Below are 17,879 nucleotides of genomic sequence, written 5' to 3' on the forward strand. Positions count from 1 at the left end.
TGCGTTCGACCGCTCCGGGGCTGCAGCCACCTACTGTTTCCAGCCGAGGAAGTCGTTCATCTGATCGAGTTCCGTTGCCGTGCCGACACGTTCGCGATCCGACTTCCTGCCCGGACGAGCGATCGGCTCGGGTCGATTGCGCCCACGCCGTCCGTCGTCGGTACGGGCCCAGGCCAACCAACGCAGACTGTCTGCGACATCTGCCAGCAAGTGCTCAGCGGTTTGCCATCGACTGCCCTCCGGATACATCGTCCGAAGGAGCGCCGACTCGAGCGGAAGGTGCTTGACGATCGCTCGCAGGTCAGCCCAGCTGAGTACATCGGTGCCGAGCATCCGCAGCCGGAGCCCAAAGGCGATCAGGTCGTATTCGATGGCCTCGCTGTGCTCTTCGAGAAGAGCATCGAGGCTTAGGATTCCCCCAGGCTCAGCCCCGAGTGCGCGCGCCACGCCTCGAGCAGCTGGTGGTAGGAGTCCGGATCCATCTCGTCGAGTACTGCCAGCGCGTCGGGCGTCAAGCTCAGCTCGAGCAGGGTGTACATCGCGTCGACATCACCGAGTCGGCGGATCCGGCGAACGAGACCGGGCTTGAGGTAGGACAGCGACGGCAGGACGATATCGGCACCGTCGACGGTGTAGGTGAAGTCGTCCTTCACAATGGCCGGCTGGGCGACCTTGATGGGAGCAGCAGGAGAAGTCATGGGTAGCAGACCCTTTCGTTGTTCGAGTTGAGCGGGTTCAGAGATAGGAAGGGCCCAACGGGCGGCGGGCGGGCCTGCGCATAGGTGTTTTACCCGCCGCCGTTGGGGGCTTTAATCAGGCAGTCTTGATGCCGTCGTCGAGGTAGCGGTACGCCTTGACGCCCGAGTCATCCTTGAATGCCTCGACATTGATGGTGAAGCCGGCCAGTTCGTTGGACACGAACTTCTTCTCGGTGATGGACGAGATCTTGGCGTTCGGCAGAACGATGCGCAGCTTCTTGTCCTCGGTCTTCATGTCGAAGACCCACGAGCGGCGCGGAAGAACCAGGCCGGTCTCCTTGACATTGATCAGCTTGCCCGAGGTGGAGGTGGCCGCGGTGGCGGTCACGTTGTTCTCACCGAAGATCTCGCTGAGCACATCCTGGTCCCACACCGCGTACAGGGTGAGGCCGAAGCGCACCGAGTGCTCGGTCTGCAGCTGGGCGATGATGTCGGCGTTCCAGTCCTTGACCGTCTCGACCTTGCGCTCACCGAGCGACTCGATGCCGTCCTCGGAGACGTAGCCGAGAGCCTTGAACGCGGGGTCGATGACGCCGGCCGCGGTGGTGGGCAGGCTGGTGGCGAGCGGCGCCACCAGGACGCCGCCGGAAACGGCCAGGTTCGGGGTACCGGCGCCGATGAACTTGCTGGAAGGCAGAGCCATTGTTGTTATCTCCCTTGGGATTGTTGCGCAGGCCCTCGGGATGGGTACTTCAGTTCGACTCCGGTCGGAGTCAGGCGAGGACGGTTCCTCGCACAATCAGGTCGGCGACGAGGGTGTACCGCGGAGCGGCGGTCGCCGGATCGGTGTCGTTCTCCATGCCGGCATCCTCGACCTGGTCGCACCAGACGGTGCCCAGGTAGCCGGGAGCGGCTGTACTCAGGATCGAACGCACAAGCGCGGCAAGGTTTGCCGCCGCGCCGGCGTCGTCGGTGCATTCTAGAACGACGCGAGGACGATCGAGAATCAGCTGGGCGCTACGGCGGCCCTCGCGGTCTTCGACGTCGACTCGGGCTTTTCGGTCGTTTCTGGTTACTCGCACCATGCGGGTCGGGCGAGGGTCGGGGACCCGGGTGACCACAGTCGCGGTATCGGAAACCGCGACGAGTTGCGCCGTAAGGTAATCGACCAACGTTTGTTCGATATCAGAAAACAGGATTTTTTCATTCACGTCAAGTCCTTGAACGGAAATTGATTGAGACAAATATTTGGGCATGAAGAATCCCGACCGGCCGACCGATCGGGACATTCATGTACGCAGGCGAGACAGGTAGCAGTTACTACTGCAACGGCACTTGATTAACCTGCTATCCCTTTTCCAAGCCCAGCGCCAATGGCAGATAGCCGGATTCGGGCACAACCGCGTACCCCTTACCGAGTGCCATACATGCGATAGCTGTCAAGGGCAGCGAAACCCACCCTTCCGAAGCAAGCTTGCGCTCCCCTACAGAACTCCAATAGTAGTTGTGGCGCACGAGCGCATCTTCAAGCTCGTAATTGAATTCACCCTCCGTGCCAGAGATAAGAGTGTAAAACAGTTTAATCGGCGGATACAGCAAGTAGTGAAGAGCGTCAGTTGAGGCCACCTCCACGCGTGCTGGGTCAGAGAAGTAGATCGTGTCACCCAATAACTGAACCCATTGCCTATCCCGAGAATGGAAGCGCTGGAGTGTCTCGATCCAGATGTAAAGGAATCTATCCGCTTCCACCCCGGGTGTCACAAAGTTTTCAACCGGGGTTTCAGCCAGCAAGCTCAGCCGTCTTGAATCGCCGAGTATAGTCGCAATCCAGTATGCGGTAAAAAAATCCGAAGGCGTCATAGTTGCGCGATAACGACGATCCGGCTGCGGCCAATCTGCACTATCGACCAGGCCAGGCCCCCTGCTACCACTGTTTCCACCGCGGTCCCTGCCGACTAGATGCACAAGCGTTTCATACGCATCAAGGACATTAGCTGCCGCTTTTTCAGCGACGCGCCAGTCTTGCTGCCGAGAAGCAAGCAAGTGATTCAGCCGAGTCAGCATTAGAGCAGGGAGCTGCCTCGCTGCTCTAATGTTATTGGGAGCATCTAGGCTGCACTCACGGATCTGTTGATCGAGAACCGAGATCCTATCCTCGACATACTTTTGGTCAATATTTGGGCGTTCGACAATCACAGGGAGTACCCCATCCTCTAAATATCGAACCGGCGCATCTTGTATCCGTCGTGAAGTCCACCAGTGCCCGGCCTACCGTACACGACACCATACCAAAGCCTCTCCTCGTTCAAAGCCTTCCGTAGCTCAGCGGCCAACCATGCTTCACTCGACCACATTGGTCCACGGTCCTCCATCATTCTTAGGATATCGAGAAAGTACTCCACGGTACCTTGAGAAACCCTAAGCCCGGATGGCAATGCGCGGCTATTCAACCCTGTCCTTTCCTGGGACTTGGCCTCGCCCACGATATAAAACTCCGGTCCTGGATCCACCCAGACCTGATCAAATTGGTCGTTACCGTTACTTGGGCCATGCAATTCGAGTTCCACTGCACGCGGGAAGTTGACAGGCATTGCGTGGCGACGGAGCGCCCCTTCTCCATACCGTTCAGCTGCCTTCGACATCCTACCCTGAGCAGTAGAATACCCTGGGATATCCTTCGATCGGGGAACCGCCTGAATAGACTGCGCTCGATCAAGAGCTAACCCATTCATCAACGCTCTTTGAGACGCAGACAGCTCATCCGCCGCTCCCAAGACGTCTTCCTCTTTGTAAAGAGGACGAGCAGCTTCGGGTACCTCACTTGCGGCGACCCAACTTCCCGACGGATTTTCCTTAAGCTGCGGCGGAACCAGCCCTGTATCATCCGTAGCCCTGACATTCTTCCTATGGCCGAGCGTATTATAAAACTCCGCGCGATACTTCGAATCAATGTTCGCGCGACGAACCTGGTATTCATGAACCCGTTCGGGGGGCATGCTGCGAAGTTGATCGACTGAGACACCTACATGCAGCTCCCATGAGTCACCACTACGACTAGACAATTGCGAATCGGCAGATTGCGGACGACGCGAGTTCGTAGTGCTGCTTGTATCTGGAAGCACACCACGATCTCTCGATCCAACATTTGACTGCTCAACCGAATGCCGCGCTCCCGCGTTGGCAATCTCGGCTGGCAAGAGCGGCGCTGCGTTCGAGCCGCGGTTCGCGGTCGTTCCCGAAGTGCTCGGAGCGATATTCGGCGTACTGCTCGGCCGGCTGCCAGAAGGGGTGTTACCCGCATTGGTCGCGAAACTCGTCGGCCCAGGCGTACGAGCCATACCCGAGAAGCCGTGTCGACCAGCTTCAGCAAGTGCTGGTTGGCCAAAGGTTCGCCCGATGTTGCCCAAGCCGACTGATGTGTTCTGGAGCGCGGTATTTGCCGCAGTCTTTATCGCAGTGTTTACTGCGCTCGGAGGCGGGAGTTTACCGGTTGCCGTGTTGATTCCCTTGGGGCCCAGCAGGAACATCGAACCGAACAACGCGCGCCCAACTGTCTCGCCAGGGTCTTTGCCAGCTCGCGTCCAGTCTGCACCGATCGCGAAGATCGAAAGTTCATTTCCGGTTCCCAAAACATCGCGACCCAGCTGTTCCCAGCTTCCTTGCCCCATTGAAATCGCCGCAATATCAATCGCGGTAAACGCCAACCCCGCGCCTATACCTACCCCACTCGTCGCCAAGCCGAGCCATGCATCTTTAAGGCTGCCATCCATGACACTCAGCACCAAGCGATTGGCCCAGCCATCAACGCCGCGTTCCTGCTGGCCTGCGAGCGCTGCAATTCCGGATTTCATCTCGTCGTATGCGAGCTCAAATCCAGTAGCCACATCACGGCTGAACGACGTGAACCTTTCGTAGTTGCTACGGAGGTCCGGTTTAGGATCCTTCATAGTAGGCTCGCGAGATTCTATCAATCTCCCCAGAAGATCGTATTTGGCACGCGACCCATCATCACCATCTACGGTTATGCCATCAGCATTTGTCGATACAAGGTAGCCACCTACTCCGGATTTCGAGTAGAACTTGTCCGTCTTGCTTTCATTGCTTGGGTCCCAGACGCGAATATGCGTTCCACTGTTTGTTGTTTCAGTGTTTGTGTACAGGCTCGAGCCATCCAGCTTTGGCGAAATCTCCCAAAGCGGCCCACCCGACGGATTACCCGAGTACCAGCCCCGACCGGAATGGTCCTGGTATTTGATCGGATTGGTTACCAGTCCACCATGCTCGGTTTCATTGGTCCGCCAAGTGGATACGTCGCCGTCTTTGTTTACATACGCCGTGTGGATGAGACCCGGCTCAGTACTGATTGTCTCCAGACTGCCTACCGGAACGCCATTGTCGACCAACGTGAATGTCGTCTTCAGATCAGGCAAAGTCCCGAAACTGCTATCCGGAGCACCGGAGGTGGACGTCCCGGCATTGAACATTTGGGTATACTGATTCGCTCCTGCGGACTCCTGCTCGGCATAGAGGGATGCACTGCCAACGATGTCGACCCACTGCTGCACACCACCGTTCTCGCCATATGCAAGTCTCGACGACCCGATCAGTACACCGTCACGAGTGACTTCTTGGTCGACGCTCTTGTTGCCATTGCCGACTGGGATCGTGTAAGTGTGGGTGAATCCATCGCGTACTTCGGTCCAGCTTTCGCCCTCCTTTTTCCCTGAAATATCGGGACGGTCGAAGAGTGGGCCACTGTTTTCCGATCCCGATGGCGGCACGGGAATCGGCGAGGATGACGCAGGAACCTCGCCCAATTCAATAGCAGGCGGAGGCGGAGGGGTCGTCGTCGACGGTACCGATTGGGTAGCCGCTGGTTGCGAAGCCGGGGGTGGGGGCGTTGCCGCTCCCGGCTTCGGCGTCGTGACGCCCGGCTGCTCCGGCTTCTTTTCCGGCGGCATACCACCGGCGTAGTTATGTCCCCCGTAGTCGATTTTGGGCTCCTCGGCGATCGGATCCGCAACCTGGACTGACGGACCCGGGAAGTCGCTGGACGGTCCCTGATCGTTGACGAATTTTGCGACTGAACTCTCGGCATGTACCGCTTGTGCTGTCAGCTCACGCTGCGCGAGCACCCGGTTGTATGCTCGCGCGGCAGCAGCCGGAGTCATCCCGGAGTGGTTGAACACCCGGGAGTGACGCTCCTGATCAGCCGCCGACTCGGCACCCAGTGGGGTCAGCGAAGCGCGCCACGCCGCACCGGCAGTCACCCAATCCGACGCGACGGTCATTTCGAACCACCCGACGCATCGTCGATCCGGCGACGCAGCTCCGCGACCATCGCCGCATACGCCTCCGACTTCGTCTTCCCCTCACATGCGATCCCGCGGGGATGGGTCGCGTACCACGCACTCCCCTCGACCTGCTTCACCGAGATCTCGTCGAAGTCGTAGAACTCCTCGGCGTCGGGGGTTGGCCAGTTGCCATCGGCATCGGGGGTGATGTGGGCGCCGGTGTCGAACGCGCCGGGGGCGCCCGCTGGGGTGGGGACCCACCTAATCTCTTCGAGTTCGGGATGCACGCGCACGCCGCGCTTGATCAGGTATTCGGCGACTCGGGTTGCCTGCTTGATCGAGGTGACGGTCGGCTCGGCGAGCTTGCGGCCGACGGGGCTGGTCCACTCGGGGAGGTGGATGACCGAAAGTTCCTCTGCCAGTGCGCGAACCTGCGGGTCGAGTTCTTCGTCGTGGTCCGGCTCGGCGAGCTTGCCGGACAGGGTCTGCTGGAGGAGTGCCAGAAACTCGGGAGTGACCAGCTGTCCGGATTCGGTCTGAACGTATTCCGGTGTCGATGCTTCGTTGGTGCTGAAGTCGACCGAGCCGATGATTTCCTTGCCGGACATGTGGTGGAGCCTCCCGAGCTTGGGCATGAAAAGAGCCCGCACCTACTGGGCGGGCTTCGTGTGGTTGCGGGTGTGGAGTTAGGACAGGCCGAGCAGCGGCAGGATCACCGGGGCAAGGACCACGGCCAGCTCGAGCAGTTCGAGAAGGACAGGAAGCATGGAATTCACCTCCTTCCGTCGTGCGAGGTGACGGGCAGGGCGCGTCAGGTGCGGGGAGCTTCGAGGGCCTTCAGGCGGTCCAGCACGTCGGCCAGGGCGTCGACGACGGTCATGCCGTCGAGCTGTTCCCAGCCGGCGAACATGCCGGCGTCGCGCTGCTGGCTACCGCACAGCTGCTCGCGAATGTCCTTGACATCGGTACCGATCGGGCCGCAGAAGGCGGTGATGAAGTCCTGGATCTGGGCTACTTCGGATGCGCTCATCGGAGCGTCCTCTCCGTCGATGAATGCCTGCACGTCACGGCGGAATTCGTCCATGTCGATACCGGCGGGGTCGATTTTTCCTTCGTGCGAGTACTCGCGGTGGGCCACGCAGTCCTCGGCGGAGCGGCCGATGCGGGCCAAGATGGCTGCGCAGCCGCGCTTGTAGGCGTCGAGTTGGGCTGGGGTCCAATCACTTCCGTCGCCACGCGATACCGCCTCTATGCCGATCACGTGGTAGTTGGCGTTGTCGGTGGGCCAGCCGGGCCAGGAACCGCGGCCCGCGTGCCAGCAGACGCCTGCGGCGATCACACGGTAGGTGCCGTCGCGTTCGAGGACCAGCTGGGCGAGCGGGCCGGGCAGGTCGGCGCGGCCGTCCTGGACGATGCGCCAGTCGTTCTTGCCGCCACCTGCGGTGTGGTGGCACAACACGCCACGTAGGTCACGGAAGTCGCCGTGGCCCCGGTCGCGCCAGCCTTCGTGTTCGATCACATCGAGCCCGGCGTCGCGCAGCACATCGGCCAGCCATACCGGGTCTCCTGTCCAGCTCATGGACTTGCTCCTTGCTTGGTGGAGGTTTGTGGTCCCGCCCTCGCCGATGAGGGGAAGTGACGAGGGCGGGACGTGCGCCCCTGACGCAGCGACGGCGTCTTCGACCGCAGACCACCTGCGGGAGACGGGCGCATCAGGGGCGCGGCATGCGGCGGGCTCGAATCCCGCACCGTATCGAGTGTTCTCCGGGGGCTCGCCGCATGCAGTTCAGGAACGGCACCGGGGTGGTGTCGTCAGATTTCTTCTTGGAGGGTGGCTGGAATCTTGTATTGCGCCACCGGGGGTTCCTGGCCGGGGACGTGCAGGCGCAGGAAGCCGAGCAGTTCGTCGATGTGGCGTTGCAGGGCGCGGATCAGGCGGATCGCGTCACGGAATCGCAGTTTGTCGTCGGCGGCCTGCTCCTCGAGGGCGACCACGCGCTCGCGCAACTTGGCGACTTCTCTGGCCTGCCAGGCCGTCACCGCGCCGATCACGGTGGCGACGGCCACACCGGTTGCTTGGACGAACTCAGGGCTTAGCCACGACGCCATCCGATTCACCCGCCGATCCCGACACCGGGGTGACCGCGGGTCTGATCACCGCCCCGGCGATCACCGGTGTGGCCAATCCGTACAGGGTGAGCAGGGTCTCGACCCAGGCGGTGTCGACCTCTCGGCCGATGAGAAACGCGACCACACCGGTGATTGCGACGAGTACCGACCGGATCAGCGCGGGCTCTGGTACCTTGCCGATTCGCATTTGGAGGTTCCTTTCCACAGTTCGCGAATGTCAGATTCGCCCTTCGGCGACATCGCGGTTCAGGGCCTGGGCCAGCGCGCGAGCATGGCCGTAGCGGACGTAGTCATCGGTGTGTCTGCCGTCGAACAGGTATCCGCGGGCATAGGCGACAGCGCCCGCCCAGTGCCGCCAGTTGGCCGGTGACCACCAGCGCTGCAACTGATTCCGGGTGGCGGTGTCCAGCATTCGCTGCGCCCACCGGATAGCCGCGGTCGCGCTGGCGAAGCTGAAGAAGGCGCTCAGGTCCGCGATGGTCCGCAGGGGGTTGCCCGCGGGCAATGCGGTGATGGGGTCGCCGGGGGCGGCGGCCCAGTAGGCGGGGACGCCGTCGATCGGGCGTTCTCCGACCACGCCGTAACCGCCAGGGTCGGTGTCGCCGAGGTAGTGGCCCGCCGGTCTGCGTGGATCGGCGATCAGCGCGCACGCGATCACCTCGCGACCCGGATGCTCACCGCGGCCGATTTCCGCGGCGAGATCACCGGCGACAGCGGCTCCCTGCGAATATCCCGCCAGTACCACCGGGTTCGGTGTGCGATCGATCGCGGCGAGCAACGCCCGCCTGCCCTCCGCGACACTGTCGGCATAGCTCACGTGCGAGCCGTAGTCGGCGGGGTACGGGACCATGCGCGGGCGGAACATCGACTTGTTCAGTGCGTCGGTGAAGGCGGCGGTGACTCCGTCCCCACCGGGGTTCCAGGTTCCGCCGACGACCAGCACATCGATGACGCGCGAGTCACGGCTGGGACGAGGCGATCCTTTCGGAGACCACAACGACATGTGAAGTACCTCTTTCGGATATGACGTGGGTGGTCCCGCTCCGGACGGTTGTCCGGAGCGGGACCAATTCGCCCCTGCGCGGCGTCGACGTCTGCGACCACAGCTGTGCGGTGGGAGACGGGCGCGTCAGGAGCGGGCATGCGGCGGGCTCTGAACCCGCTGGCGATCGAAGTGTTCTGTTCGGGGGCCGGCCGCATGAGTTCGAAGGTCGGCGCGGGTGCGCTGACGACGAAGCCCTCGTTCCGTCTCGGAACGAGGGCTGAGAAGTGTTGTCGTGGTGGCTATTGGTGGTGTCGGCCGGGGGCCAGCCTGCGCAGCATCTCGCCTGAACTCGAGGTCGGCCACAGGCAGAGATACGGGTACTCGGAAGCCATGCCGGGTAGCCAGCCGAGACGGTTCAGCAGGTGGACCGGAATCATCGCGAACTCGTCGTCCGTCAGGTGCTGCATGCGCCACCCGAGCAGGAACTCCGTCACGCCGAGCACGGCCGCGACGTCGGAAAGGTTATTGCCTATCTCCAGCGCGTCACGCAGGTCACCGAGCGGGATCAGTCGCTGTGCGACGACGTGGTGCACCTTCATCTCGATCCGGCCGCGCCACAGTTCGCCGTCGAGCGCCGCTGCCAGCTCGAGTGATTCAGCCATCTCGATGTGTGCCACCGAGTGCGCGATCACCTCGTTCCTGACGTGACCGGACAGATCCGCCTGGATCAAGACAGCACGATCGACAACGGACCAATACGAGACGAAGTCGAACACGACGACCGAATCGACCCTGATGCCCTGGTTGAACGCAACTTCCTGGGCATTGAACCCATTGCGCTGCACCGCGATACCTTGTCGGTCAGGCATCACCGCATCCGACTCACCTTCAACACCCATGGGGACACACAACTCTCACCCTTACCGATGACCACCATCTGCCGCATCCGGACCGCCCGACCAGACCGGATGCCAGAGTTCACTTCACCGCGAGATGTGCTGTCCCACAACGACCGGCGGGCGTAGTGACCGCCACCGGTCCACCGCGCCTGCGACCACTTGAAGGTCTTCTACGCAGATGTCCGCCAGGTCGACGTGTCCGGACCGGTTCCTACTGACCGGCACCGAGTTGTCCTCGCTCCGGAAGGGGCCACCATCCTCGTGCCGGGGCCGCTCGTCCGCCGGGTTGCCCGAGTCGTCGGGAGTGAACGCGTCGAATGCACCTGACACAAGAAAACCTCACCCAGCAGCCGAAATGTACAGACCCTCGGTCGAGAGCACCTACCCACTCTACCGTCGAGGGAAACCTGAGCCTTGCTCAGGAGTTGATGTGTCAACGGACACTGAGAATGAAATCTGGTGTGATTGCCCAGTTTTGGGCATGCGAATCCCCGCTGCCACTATCTTGCAACATCGTTCGCCCTGTGTCAACCCAACGCTTTACAATCACCGAAATCGCTGGTGAGAGATGCCTTCTCGGCTAGAGCCGCCGCGCCGATGTAGCGAAATAGCCCTTGGCGTAAGGCATTCGAGTGGCCATGACCGCAAGGGCGCCGCGTCGGCGGATCTCCGAGAACAGCGGCGGGGCGCCGGCCACAATCGGCCGACGCCCCGCTCGGGTACTCAGTTCGCTACACGTCTTTCGCACGCTGCCGCGCCGGGAGAGCGCGGTGCGCATCCAGAACCTCTCCGACCACGAACAGCTCGGGCCAGTCGCGCGACCAAGGGCCGGGCACTGGCTGGATCAGGCCCGCCGCACGGAGTGTGCGCACCCGCCGGGCGTTCAAGTTGCCGTACCCATCCCCCAACTGCGTTGCCAGCTTGGCGATCCCAGAGGCGTTGAGGCGCACAGCCCTGGCGCGCAGTACCAACGCGGCATCAACGCTGGACGCCTCGGCGGGCGGGCACACGACCGACACCGCCGCCTCGATCGCGGCGCCGATCTCGGCGGGCGCGTCCTCGACACCTTCGGTCATGACGAAGGCGATGATGTTGCGCTGCAGCCACTCCGCCAAGCCCGCGATGCTCGTAGCGCCGTCGTAGGCGAAGTCGCGTTGCTCGCAGACCAGTCGGACCCACGACACCAGGACGGCCCGTAGCTCATCCTCCACCCGTGCCGCGGCCGGATTGAACGGGAGCCGCTGCTCCCTGGCGCCATTGCGGGTTCGGAAGTCCACGGCGCCGAACCGGGTCTGCCTCGTCCGCGCATCCGCCAGATCCTCGGCCAGATCGGGGATGTCGCCGAGCATTCGTGCCAGGTCGCGGGCCGCGTTTCGATCCAGGAACAGGTGCGTATCGTCGATCCACCTGTCCAGCGGGGTCACACCGCATGAATCCTCCAGCATGCGGTTCGACGCCATACCGGCATCGGTCGTGCCCATGTATTTGCTCCTTCAGTCGATAGCAGGTCAGAACCCCGGCCGCACCCGGCGCCGAACGGCCGGAACGGTTGCGCGCCGGGGCGGCGTCGAGTGGACCCCCCTTGCCGAGACCCACAAGTTCAACACTCGTTGTATGCAACGTTGTTGCAACCCCGCTGTCAAGCTGAGACGAAACTCAGGGGTACCCAGTTAGGTTGCGCCACAATCGCTATCCTAGCGTCGCTAGTGTTGTGAACTATGCTGCGGGGCGCCCTCGACCTCCCGCCGTCGCACGATCATCGCTACATACACTTCATGCATCACTGCAAACAATCTGCTAGCATCTCAACATGGTGAGACAACGGAGCGCGGTGGTCCCGCCCGAGGTCAGCGCCACCCTGCGGCTTGCTCGCAAGGAGCGCGAGATGTCGATGGACCGCGCCGCGAAGGCAGCACGGATCAGTACCAGCCTGTGGACGCAGGTCGAGAACGGCACCCAGTACAAGCGCGGACAGAAGGTCCCTGCCAGCACCACGGCCGAAACTCTGCAAGCAATGGCGGAGGCCGTCGGGATCGATGCCGAGCCGCTGCTCACGCAAGCGGGATTGGAGCCTGTCGAGGTGGAACAGTCTGCGCCGCAGCAGTCTGCGGGCATCGTCGACCTTTCCGGCCTCTCCGAGGGCGACCTCCGGATCGTGGCCGCCTATGTCAACGGGATTCGCGCAGCCCGACGCAGCTGATCGCCACTGAAACGAACGAATGCCCCGCCGGTGGCGGGGCATTCGGTGCGTTACCGTGCTCTAGGACGGGCAGTTGACCGTGTACTCCCACTGGGTGTCGTCCATGCCGCTGACGCGGACGGTCACTGTTGTCGCCGAGCCCGCGGGGAGGGTGACGACCGCGGAGCCGGTGCCCTGGTTGACGTTGTCGCCGATGTAGCCGGTGTCGAGTACCTGGCCGCCCTCGTAGAAGACCTGGATTCGGTCGGGGATGTTCAGGGTTTCGTAGGACAGGACGAACGAGGTCGGGCCGGTGACGCCGAGCTGGTGGGTGGTTGTGGTGACGCCCTCGCCGCCGGACTTGGTCGATGTGTTGCACGGCTGGACAGTTTCCGACGAGCCGCCCGAGCTTCCGCCGAGAATGCCGCTGCCGGTATCGAGTAGGTCACCGAGAATGCCGCTGCCGGTGTCGATCACGCCGCTTCCGGTTGTGCCGCTGCCCGTGTCGGCGCCGGCCAGGCCGGGCACCATCATCAGCGACCAAGCCGCCGCCAGTGCGATAGCTGCTGTCTTTTTCAACGCTTCCTCCACACCACTTCTCGCCAAAGGATCATCAGGTGAAACGCGTTGGGCGGCCGCATGATCGCCGCCCGAGCGGGGGTTTGGAAATCCCCGGTTTGCCAGTCGCGTGGACTGGGCACAGAAGTTCTAACACGCGTTTCGGGGGACGAGGAGCGACTGGAATTCGGGCAGCAGGCTGTTCAGATGCCGGTGAGTTGCCGCCTTTTCCTAGCCGGAATGTTGGCGCCGTGGCAACACTGAGATCGGCAGCCCAGACCAGCGTAGGCAACTTCTTAGCCCGTGGAACAAAACACCGGTCGGTAGACCAAGTTCGCGCGAAATCGACTGCGTTGCAATAGTTCAGCAAACTGCTATGTCGAAAATGAGTAATCTCACAGCGAATTGACGTAACGGAGGGTGGGCACCCGCCGATCGGGGCACAATGAATCCGCTGCCCGGAAACGACGAATGCCCCGCCTGGCGGCAGGGCATTCGGTGTGTCACCGGTAATCAGTCGACCGGGTCGGTCTCCGGCTCCTCGGCACCCGCCGAGCCCGAGGTCAGAGCCTCGAGCAGGGCGGCAAGACCGGAAGCGGAACCGGTGTCGGCGCCGGTCTCGTCCTCGTCCTCGTTGATCGCCGTCGCATCCTCGGTCGCCGGCTCCTCGGCACCCGCCGAGCCGGTCGCCAGAGACTCGAGCAGCGCAGCCAGGCCGTCCGCCGAACCGGTGGTGGTCTCCTCCTGGCCGCCACCGGTCTCCGGCTCCTGGGCGGTAGCCACGCCGGTACCGAACATTGCCAGACCTGCCGCGATGGCGATGCCGAAACCGAGCGTCCGGAACTTCTTCATGAAGTGAAACCCCTTGGTAGTAAGCATGATTGTCGACGTTATTGCCGACTGGAAAGTTTTAACACGACCCACCGACGCCACCCCAGCCCGTGTAATTCGGGGCATTAGCCAGCCGTATGCCGAAAGTTTGCCGGGACCGAGCACGGCGACCAACCCGGAGTGAGGATTTCACTGCGGTCCTTCGCCCTGTGATGCTCGGAGCCACCCCGACCGGCGCCGACCCCGGCAAACCCGCTGGACAATCAGTCGGGAGTGAAGTTGCGTGGACTACACGCGCGGATGAACGGCAGAGGCAAAATGTCGACTCGGAGCCGAACATTGGTGATTACCCAGCTATCCGAGTTCTATGTCATGATTGATCTCACGTCGAAAAGGTGTAACGCGGCCGCCGCGAAAACGATTGCGCCGCTGCGGTTTGAACGCCAGACGACGAGGGCCGATAGAGCCCCGGAGAAACTCCGGCGGGGCAGTTCCTATCGATTCAGAAGACGTTGCTCAGCGTAACGATTGCCGCGTTCAGCGTGCGCCCGATTGAAACCTTCTTTAGCCACGGGCACAGAAATCACAACGGGCCGCACACCCTTGCGGATGTGCGGCCCGTGGAAACCCGTGGCTCAGCGCAGGGTTGCGGTGAGGTGGGGGTAGCCCTTCTTGGGGTTGAGCATGGAGAGGTCCCAGCCGGACCCGACCTGGTCGGCGTAGACGTTGACCGAGGACGGCAGAAAGACCGGCTTGCCGAATTTGACCGTGTAGATGGTCTTTTCGGGGACGCGGCCCTCGATGGTGGCGAGGATGTTCGCGGCCGACCACATGCCGTGAGCGATGGTCTTCGGGAAGCCCATGGCCTTGGCGCCGAGTCCGGAGACGTGGATCGGGTTGTGATCGCCCGAGGCGGCGGCGTAGCGGTTGATCATCTTCTGATCGACGCGCTGCACGCGCAGCGGCGGCGGTGGGACAACGTCGGCGGGTGGCTCCGACTTCGGGCCGCCCGACAGCGAGGTGCGCTGCTGGTGCAGGAAGGTGGTCACCTGCCGCCAGACCAGCTCGCGGCCGACACGGATCTCCGTGATCGCGTCGACCAGCAGGCCTTTCGGGTGCTCGCGCAGGTTCTCGATGTGGGCGGAGAAATCGAGCGGCTCGGCGACCGAGATCTCGCGGGTGCGCTCGATGACATTCTCGAAATGCACAGCGCCCACCGCGCTGAACGGGAAGTCCCGGGCGACAACCAGTTGCATCGCCAGCGGGAACGCCAGGATGAACGGGTACGTCAGCGGCAGGGTGTCGCTGAAACGCAAGCCGGTGGCGTGGCAGTACGCCGCCAGGTGGTCGGGGTCGACCTGGAAACCGTCGAGGACGACCCGGCGGTCCGGCAGGGTCGGCTTGCGACCCGACAGCGGGCCGGGCAGCGGGACGGCGCCCAGCGCCGCCTTCGCGTACAGCCCGCCGTTCTTCGGAACCTCGGAGAGGGTGATCGTCTGGGTCATCAGGCGCCGATCAGGCTCTGTCCGCAGACGCGAACCACGTTGCCGCTCACCGCGTTCGACGCCGGGCTGGCGAAGTAGGCGATGGTCTCGGCGACGTCGACGGTCTGGCCGCCCTGCAGCAGCGAGCTCATCAGGCGGCCTGCCTCGCGGGTGCCGACGGGAATGGCGGCGGTCATCGCGGTCTCGATGAAGCCGGGTGCCACCGCGTTGATGGTGATGCCCTTCTCCGCGAGCAGCGGGGCCTCGGCGTCGACCATGCCGATGACACCGGCCTTGGAGGCGCCGTAGTTGGTCTGGCCACGGTTGCCCGCGATGCCCGCGATGGAGGACACGTCGATCACGCGGCCCCCTTCCTTGAGCACACCCTTGGCGACGAGGCCGGAGGTGATGCGGTGCGGGGCGGCGAGATTGACGTTGATGACCGAGTTCCAGCGGCCCTCGTCCATGTTCGCGAGCAGCTTGTCGCGGGTGATGCCCGCGTTGTGCACGACGATGTCGATGCCACCGAAACGCTCGGTGGCGAACTCGGCGAGGCGCTCGGCGGCGTCGGGGGCGGTGACGTCGAGGGCGAGCGCGGTGGCGCCGACCTTGTTGGCGGTCTCGGACAGGGCCTCGCCCGCGGCGGGGATGTCGGCGACGATGACGGTGGCGCCGTCACGGGCGAAGACCTCGGCGATGGTGGCGCCGATGCCGCGGGCGGCGCCGGTCACGACGGCGACCTTGCCCGCGAGCGGCTTGTCCCAGCTGGCCGGGGCGACGGAATCGGCCTTGCCGACCCGGATGACCTGGCCGTCGACGAAGGCCGACTTGCCCGAGAGCAGGAACCGCAGGGTCGACTCGAGGCCGGTCGCGGACGCGCCCGCCTCGGGGTGCACGTAGACCAGCTGGCCGGTGGCGCCGCGCAGCAGCTCCTTGGCGATCGAACGGCTGAAGCCCTCGAGCGCGCGCTGGGCGATCTGCTCGTCGAGCGAGCCGGCCAGTTCCGGGGTGGTACCGACGACCACGACACGCCCCGAAGGTGCGAGGTTGCGCATCGCGGGCTGGAAGAATTCGAACAGCTGCGACAGCTTGTCGATGGAGTCGATGCCGGTGGCGTCGAAGACCAGCGCGCCGTACTTGGTACCCGAGTCGAGCGAGTCCGCGACGGTGTAGTCCGACAGCAGCGCGCGGATCGGCTCGGCGAGACGGCCCTTGCCGCCCAGCAGGACCGGGCCGGGAAGTGCGGGCTCGCCTGCCTTGTAGCGGCGCAGCTGCGCCGGCTGGGGCAGGCCCAGCTTGCTCGCCAGGAACGCGCCGGGGGCGGAGTGGATGAAGGATCCGTAGAGGTTGGGTGCACCCTTGCTCTTGGCTGCCACTGTTCCTACCTTCACATTTGCGGGTTCGGTGTCGACAATGAACTTACTCCAGAGTAAGTTATATGTAAACCGATCACCCGACGAGACCATGGAGAACTCGAGTGACAAGCAAAGCCCGCTCGGCGAAGACCCCGGCAAAGACCGCGAAGACCCAGCGCCCGGTCGCGATCGTTGGCGGTAATCGAATCCCGTTCGCTCGCTCCGACAAGGCCTACGCGAAGGCGTCGAACCAGGACATGTTCACCGCCACCCTCGACGGGCTGGTCAGCCGGTTCGGGCTGCAGGGTGAGCGCCTCGGCATGGTCGTCGGCGGCGCTGTGCTCAAGCGCGTCGGCGAGCACAGCCTGATCCGCGAGAGCGTGCTCGGCTCCAAGCTCTCGCCCTACACCCCGGCCCACGACCTGCAGCTCGCCTGTGGCACCGGCCTGCAGTCGGTCGTCACCGTCGGCGACGCGATCGCCATGGGACGCATCGAGTCCGGCATCGGCGGCGGCGCCGACACCACCTCCGACGCGCCGATCGGCGTCAGCGAGGACATGCGCGAGTGGATGCTCACGGCCAACCGCGCCAAGTCCAACAAGGACCGGCTCAAGCTGGTCGGCCAGCTGCGTCCCTCGATGCTCGGCATCGAAATCCCGCGCAACGCCGAGCCGCGCACCGGGCTGTCGATGGGTGAGCACGCCGCCATCACCGCCAAGGAGTTCGGCGTCGCCCGCGAGGCGCAGGACGAGCTGGCCTACCTCTCGCACAAGAACATGGCCGCCGCCTACGACCGTGGCTTCTTCGACGACCTGATCACCCCGTTCCTCGGCCTGACCCGCGACGACAACCTGCGTCCCGGCTCGACCGTGGAGAAGCTGGCCACCCTCAAGCCGGTGTTCGGCACCAAGCTGGGCGACGCCACCATGACCGCGGGCAACTCGACCCCGCTGACCGACGGCGCGTCGGCGGTGCTGCTGTCCAGCGACGAGTGGGCCGCCGAGCGCAAGCTCCCGGTGCTGGCGCATCTGGTGGACTCCGAGGTCGCCTCGGTCGACTACATCCACGGCCCCGACGGCCTGCTGATGGCGCCCACCTACGCGGTGCCGCGCATGCTGGCCCGCAACGGCCTGACCTTGCAGGACTTCGACTACTACGAGATCCACGAGGCCTTCGCCTCCGTGGTGCTCTGCACGCTGGCCGCGTGGGAGTCCGATGCCTACTGCAAGGAGCGCCTGGGCCTCGACGGCGCGCTGGGCTCGATCGACCGCAGCAAGCTCAACGTCAACGGCTCCTCCCTCGCCGCGGGCCACCCGTTCGCCGCGACCGGCGGCCGCATCGTCGCCTCCACCGCGAAGATGCTGGCGGAGAAGGGATCCGGCCGCGCGCTGATCTCCATCTGCGCCGCGGGCGGCCAGGGCGTCGTCGCGATCATCGAGCGCTAGTCACTCGCTGACAACGGCGGG

19 protein-coding genes are annotated in these 17,879 nt (G+C 63.7%); 2 read left to right on the forward strand and 17 right to left on the reverse strand.

What is annotated here, in order from left to right; genetic code table 11:
* Positions 1–30: 30 nt before the first annotated feature.
* The 13 genes from ACFWF2_RS22130 to ACFWF2_RS22190 form a co-directional block, all read right to left on the reverse strand.
* A complete protein-coding gene (locus ACFWF2_RS22130) occupies positions 31–447 on the reverse strand; it encodes a DUF5361 domain-containing protein (protein ID WP_379309330.1) in 417 nt (138 codons plus the stop codon).
* Positions 408–698 (reverse strand): hypothetical protein, encoded by a 291-nt coding sequence (locus ACFWF2_RS22135; RefSeq protein WP_379309331.1) that lies wholly within the window; start codon positions 696–698, stop codon positions 408–410. The genes ACFWF2_RS22130 and ACFWF2_RS22135 overlap by 40 nt, the downstream gene beginning before the upstream one ends.
* 115 nt (positions 699–813) lie before the next feature.
* Positions 814–1,401 carry a hypothetical protein gene (locus ACFWF2_RS22140; RefSeq protein ID WP_379036828.1) on the reverse strand — a complete coding sequence of 196 codons (588 nt, stop codon included), beginning with the start codon at positions 1,399–1,401 and terminating at the stop codon, positions 814–816.
* A gap of 70 nt (positions 1,402–1,471) precedes the next feature.
* Positions 1,472–1,909: a hypothetical protein gene (locus ACFWF2_RS22145; protein ID WP_379309332.1), complete on the reverse strand. Its 438-nt coding sequence runs from the start codon at positions 1,907–1,909 to the stop codon at positions 1,472–1,474.
* Between the two features lie 136 nt (positions 1,910–2,045).
* Positions 2,046–2,894 (reverse strand): immunity 49 family protein, encoded by an 849-nt coding sequence (locus ACFWF2_RS22150; protein ID WP_379309333.1) that lies wholly within the window; start codon positions 2,892–2,894, stop codon positions 2,046–2,048.
* A 17-nt stretch (positions 2,895–2,911) separates the two neighbouring features.
* Positions 2,912–5,989 (reverse strand): hypothetical protein, encoded by a 3,078-nt coding sequence (locus ACFWF2_RS22155; protein ID WP_379309334.1) that lies wholly within the window; start codon positions 5,987–5,989, stop codon positions 2,912–2,914.
* Positions 5,986–6,600, reverse strand: coding sequence for a hypothetical protein (locus ACFWF2_RS22160; protein WP_379309335.1), 615 nt, complete (start codon positions 6,598–6,600; stop codon positions 5,986–5,988). Before ACFWF2_RS22160 ends, ACFWF2_RS22155 begins: the two co-directional genes overlap by 4 nt.
* Positions 6,601–6,803: 203 nt before the next feature.
* Complete coding sequence (locus ACFWF2_RS22165; RefSeq protein ID WP_379309336.1) at positions 6,804–7,571, reverse strand: N-acetylmuramoyl-L-alanine amidase; 768 nt, start codon at positions 7,569–7,571, stop codon at positions 6,804–6,806.
* Positions 7,572–7,804: 233 nt separating this feature from the next.
* The gene (locus ACFWF2_RS22170; RefSeq protein WP_379309337.1) at positions 7,805–8,059 is read right to left on the reverse strand and encodes a hypothetical protein; all 255 of its coding nucleotides are present in this window, start codon (positions 8,057–8,059) and stop codon (positions 7,805–7,807) included.
* Positions 8,060–8,078: 19 nt separating this feature from the next.
* Positions 8,079–8,309, reverse strand: coding sequence for a hypothetical protein (locus tag ACFWF2_RS22175; RefSeq protein WP_379309338.1), 231 nt, complete (start codon positions 8,307–8,309; stop codon positions 8,079–8,081).
* A gap of 30 nt (positions 8,310–8,339) precedes the next feature.
* Positions 8,340–9,125, reverse strand: a complete 786-nt coding sequence (locus ACFWF2_RS22180; protein WP_379309339.1) for an alpha/beta fold hydrolase — start codon at positions 9,123–9,125, stop codon at positions 8,340–8,342.
* A gap of 281 nt (positions 9,126–9,406) precedes the next feature.
* Positions 9,407–9,976 (reverse strand): hypothetical protein, encoded by a 570-nt coding sequence (locus ACFWF2_RS22185; protein ID WP_379309340.1) that lies wholly within the window; start codon positions 9,974–9,976, stop codon positions 9,407–9,409.
* A gap of 761 nt (positions 9,977–10,737) precedes the next feature.
* Positions 10,738–11,487, reverse strand: coding sequence for a hypothetical protein (locus ACFWF2_RS22190; protein ID WP_379309341.1), 750 nt, complete (start codon positions 11,485–11,487; stop codon positions 10,738–10,740).
* A gap of 329 nt (positions 11,488–11,816) precedes the next feature.
* On the opposite strand from ACFWF2_RS22190, the gene ACFWF2_RS22195 reads away from it, so the two are divergent.
* A complete protein-coding gene (locus tag ACFWF2_RS22195) occupies positions 11,817–12,206 on the forward strand; it encodes a helix-turn-helix transcriptional regulator (RefSeq protein WP_379309342.1) in 390 nt (129 codons plus the stop codon).
* Between the two features lie 60 nt (positions 12,207–12,266).
* Here ACFWF2_RS22195 and ACFWF2_RS22200 read toward each other — a convergent pair whose 3' ends face one another.
* The 4 genes from ACFWF2_RS22200 to ACFWF2_RS22215 form a co-directional block, all read right to left on the reverse strand.
* A complete protein-coding gene (locus ACFWF2_RS22200; RefSeq protein ID WP_379309343.1) occupies positions 12,267–12,764 on the reverse strand; it encodes a hypothetical protein in 498 nt (165 codons plus the stop codon).
* Between the two features lie 492 nt (positions 12,765–13,256).
* Positions 13,257–13,622, reverse strand: a complete 366-nt coding sequence (locus tag ACFWF2_RS22205; protein WP_379309344.1) for a hypothetical protein — start codon at positions 13,620–13,622, stop codon at positions 13,257–13,259.
* 587 nt (positions 13,623–14,209) lie between these two features.
* A complete protein-coding gene (locus ACFWF2_RS22210) occupies positions 14,210–15,079 on the reverse strand; it encodes a MaoC family dehydratase (RefSeq protein ID WP_379309346.1) in 870 nt (289 codons plus the stop codon).
* Complete coding sequence (locus tag ACFWF2_RS22215; protein ID WP_379309347.1) at positions 15,079–16,434, reverse strand: 3-oxoacyl-ACP reductase; 1,356 nt, start codon at positions 16,432–16,434, stop codon at positions 15,079–15,081. The genes ACFWF2_RS22210 and ACFWF2_RS22215 overlap by 1 nt, the downstream gene beginning before the upstream one ends.
* A gap of 101 nt (positions 16,435–16,535) precedes the next feature.
* On the opposite strand from ACFWF2_RS22215, the gene ACFWF2_RS22220 reads away from it, so the two are divergent.
* Entirely contained in the window at positions 16,536–17,858 is a 1,323-nt protein-coding gene (locus ACFWF2_RS22220; protein WP_379309348.1) for an acetyl-CoA C-acetyltransferase, read from the forward strand.
* Positions 17,859–17,879: the final 21 nt, after the last annotated feature.

This window comes from Nocardia sp. NPDC060259, assembly GCF_042728775.1.
Taxonomy (GTDB): Bacteria; Actinomycetota; Actinomycetes; order Mycobacteriales; family Mycobacteriaceae; genus Nocardia.

Excerpts from the sequence above, each read along its gene's own strand:
- ACFWF2_RS22135 (WP_379309331.1), bottom strand. The coding sequence starts at position 698 with ATGACTTCTCCTGCTGCTCCCATCAAGGTCGCCCAGCCGGCCATTGTG.
- ACFWF2_RS22140 (WP_379036828.1), bottom strand. The coding sequence starts at position 1,401 with ATGGCTCTGCCTTCCAGCAAGTTCATCGGCGCCGGTACCCCGAACCTG.
- ACFWF2_RS22155 (WP_379309334.1), bottom strand. The coding sequence starts at position 5,989 with ATGACCGTCGCGTCGGATTGGGTGACTGCCGGTGCGGCGTGGCGCGCT.
- ACFWF2_RS22160 (WP_379309335.1), bottom strand. The coding sequence starts at position 6,600 with ATGTCCGGCAAGGAAATCATCGGCTCGGTCGACTTCAGCACCAACGAA.
- ACFWF2_RS22165 (WP_379309336.1), bottom strand. The coding sequence starts at position 7,571 with ATGAGCTGGACAGGAGACCCGGTATGGCTGGCCGATGTGCTGCGCGAC.
- ACFWF2_RS22175 (WP_379309338.1), bottom strand. The coding sequence starts at position 8,309 with ATGCGAATCGGCAAGGTACCAGAGCCCGCGCTGATCCGGTCGGTACTC.
- ACFWF2_RS22180 (WP_379309339.1), bottom strand. The coding sequence starts at position 9,125 with ATGTCGTTGTGGTCTCCGAAAGGATCGCCTCGTCCCAGCCGTGACTCG.
- ACFWF2_RS22185 (WP_379309340.1), bottom strand. The coding sequence starts at position 9,976 with ATGCCTGACCGACAAGGTATCGCGGTGCAGCGCAATGGGTTCAATGCC.
- ACFWF2_RS22190 (WP_379309341.1), bottom strand. The coding sequence starts at position 11,487 with ATGGGCACGACCGATGCCGGTATGGCGTCGAACCGCATGCTGGAGGAT.
- ACFWF2_RS22195 (WP_379309342.1), top strand. The coding sequence starts at position 11,817 with ATGGTGAGACAACGGAGCGCGGTGGTCCCGCCCGAGGTCAGCGCCACC.
- ACFWF2_RS22205 (WP_379309344.1), bottom strand. The coding sequence starts at position 13,622 with ATGCTTACTACCAAGGGGTTTCACTTCATGAAGAAGTTCCGGACGCTC.
- ACFWF2_RS22210 (WP_379309346.1), bottom strand. The coding sequence starts at position 15,079 with ATGACCCAGACGATCACCCTCTCCGAGGTTCCGAAGAACGGCGGGCTG.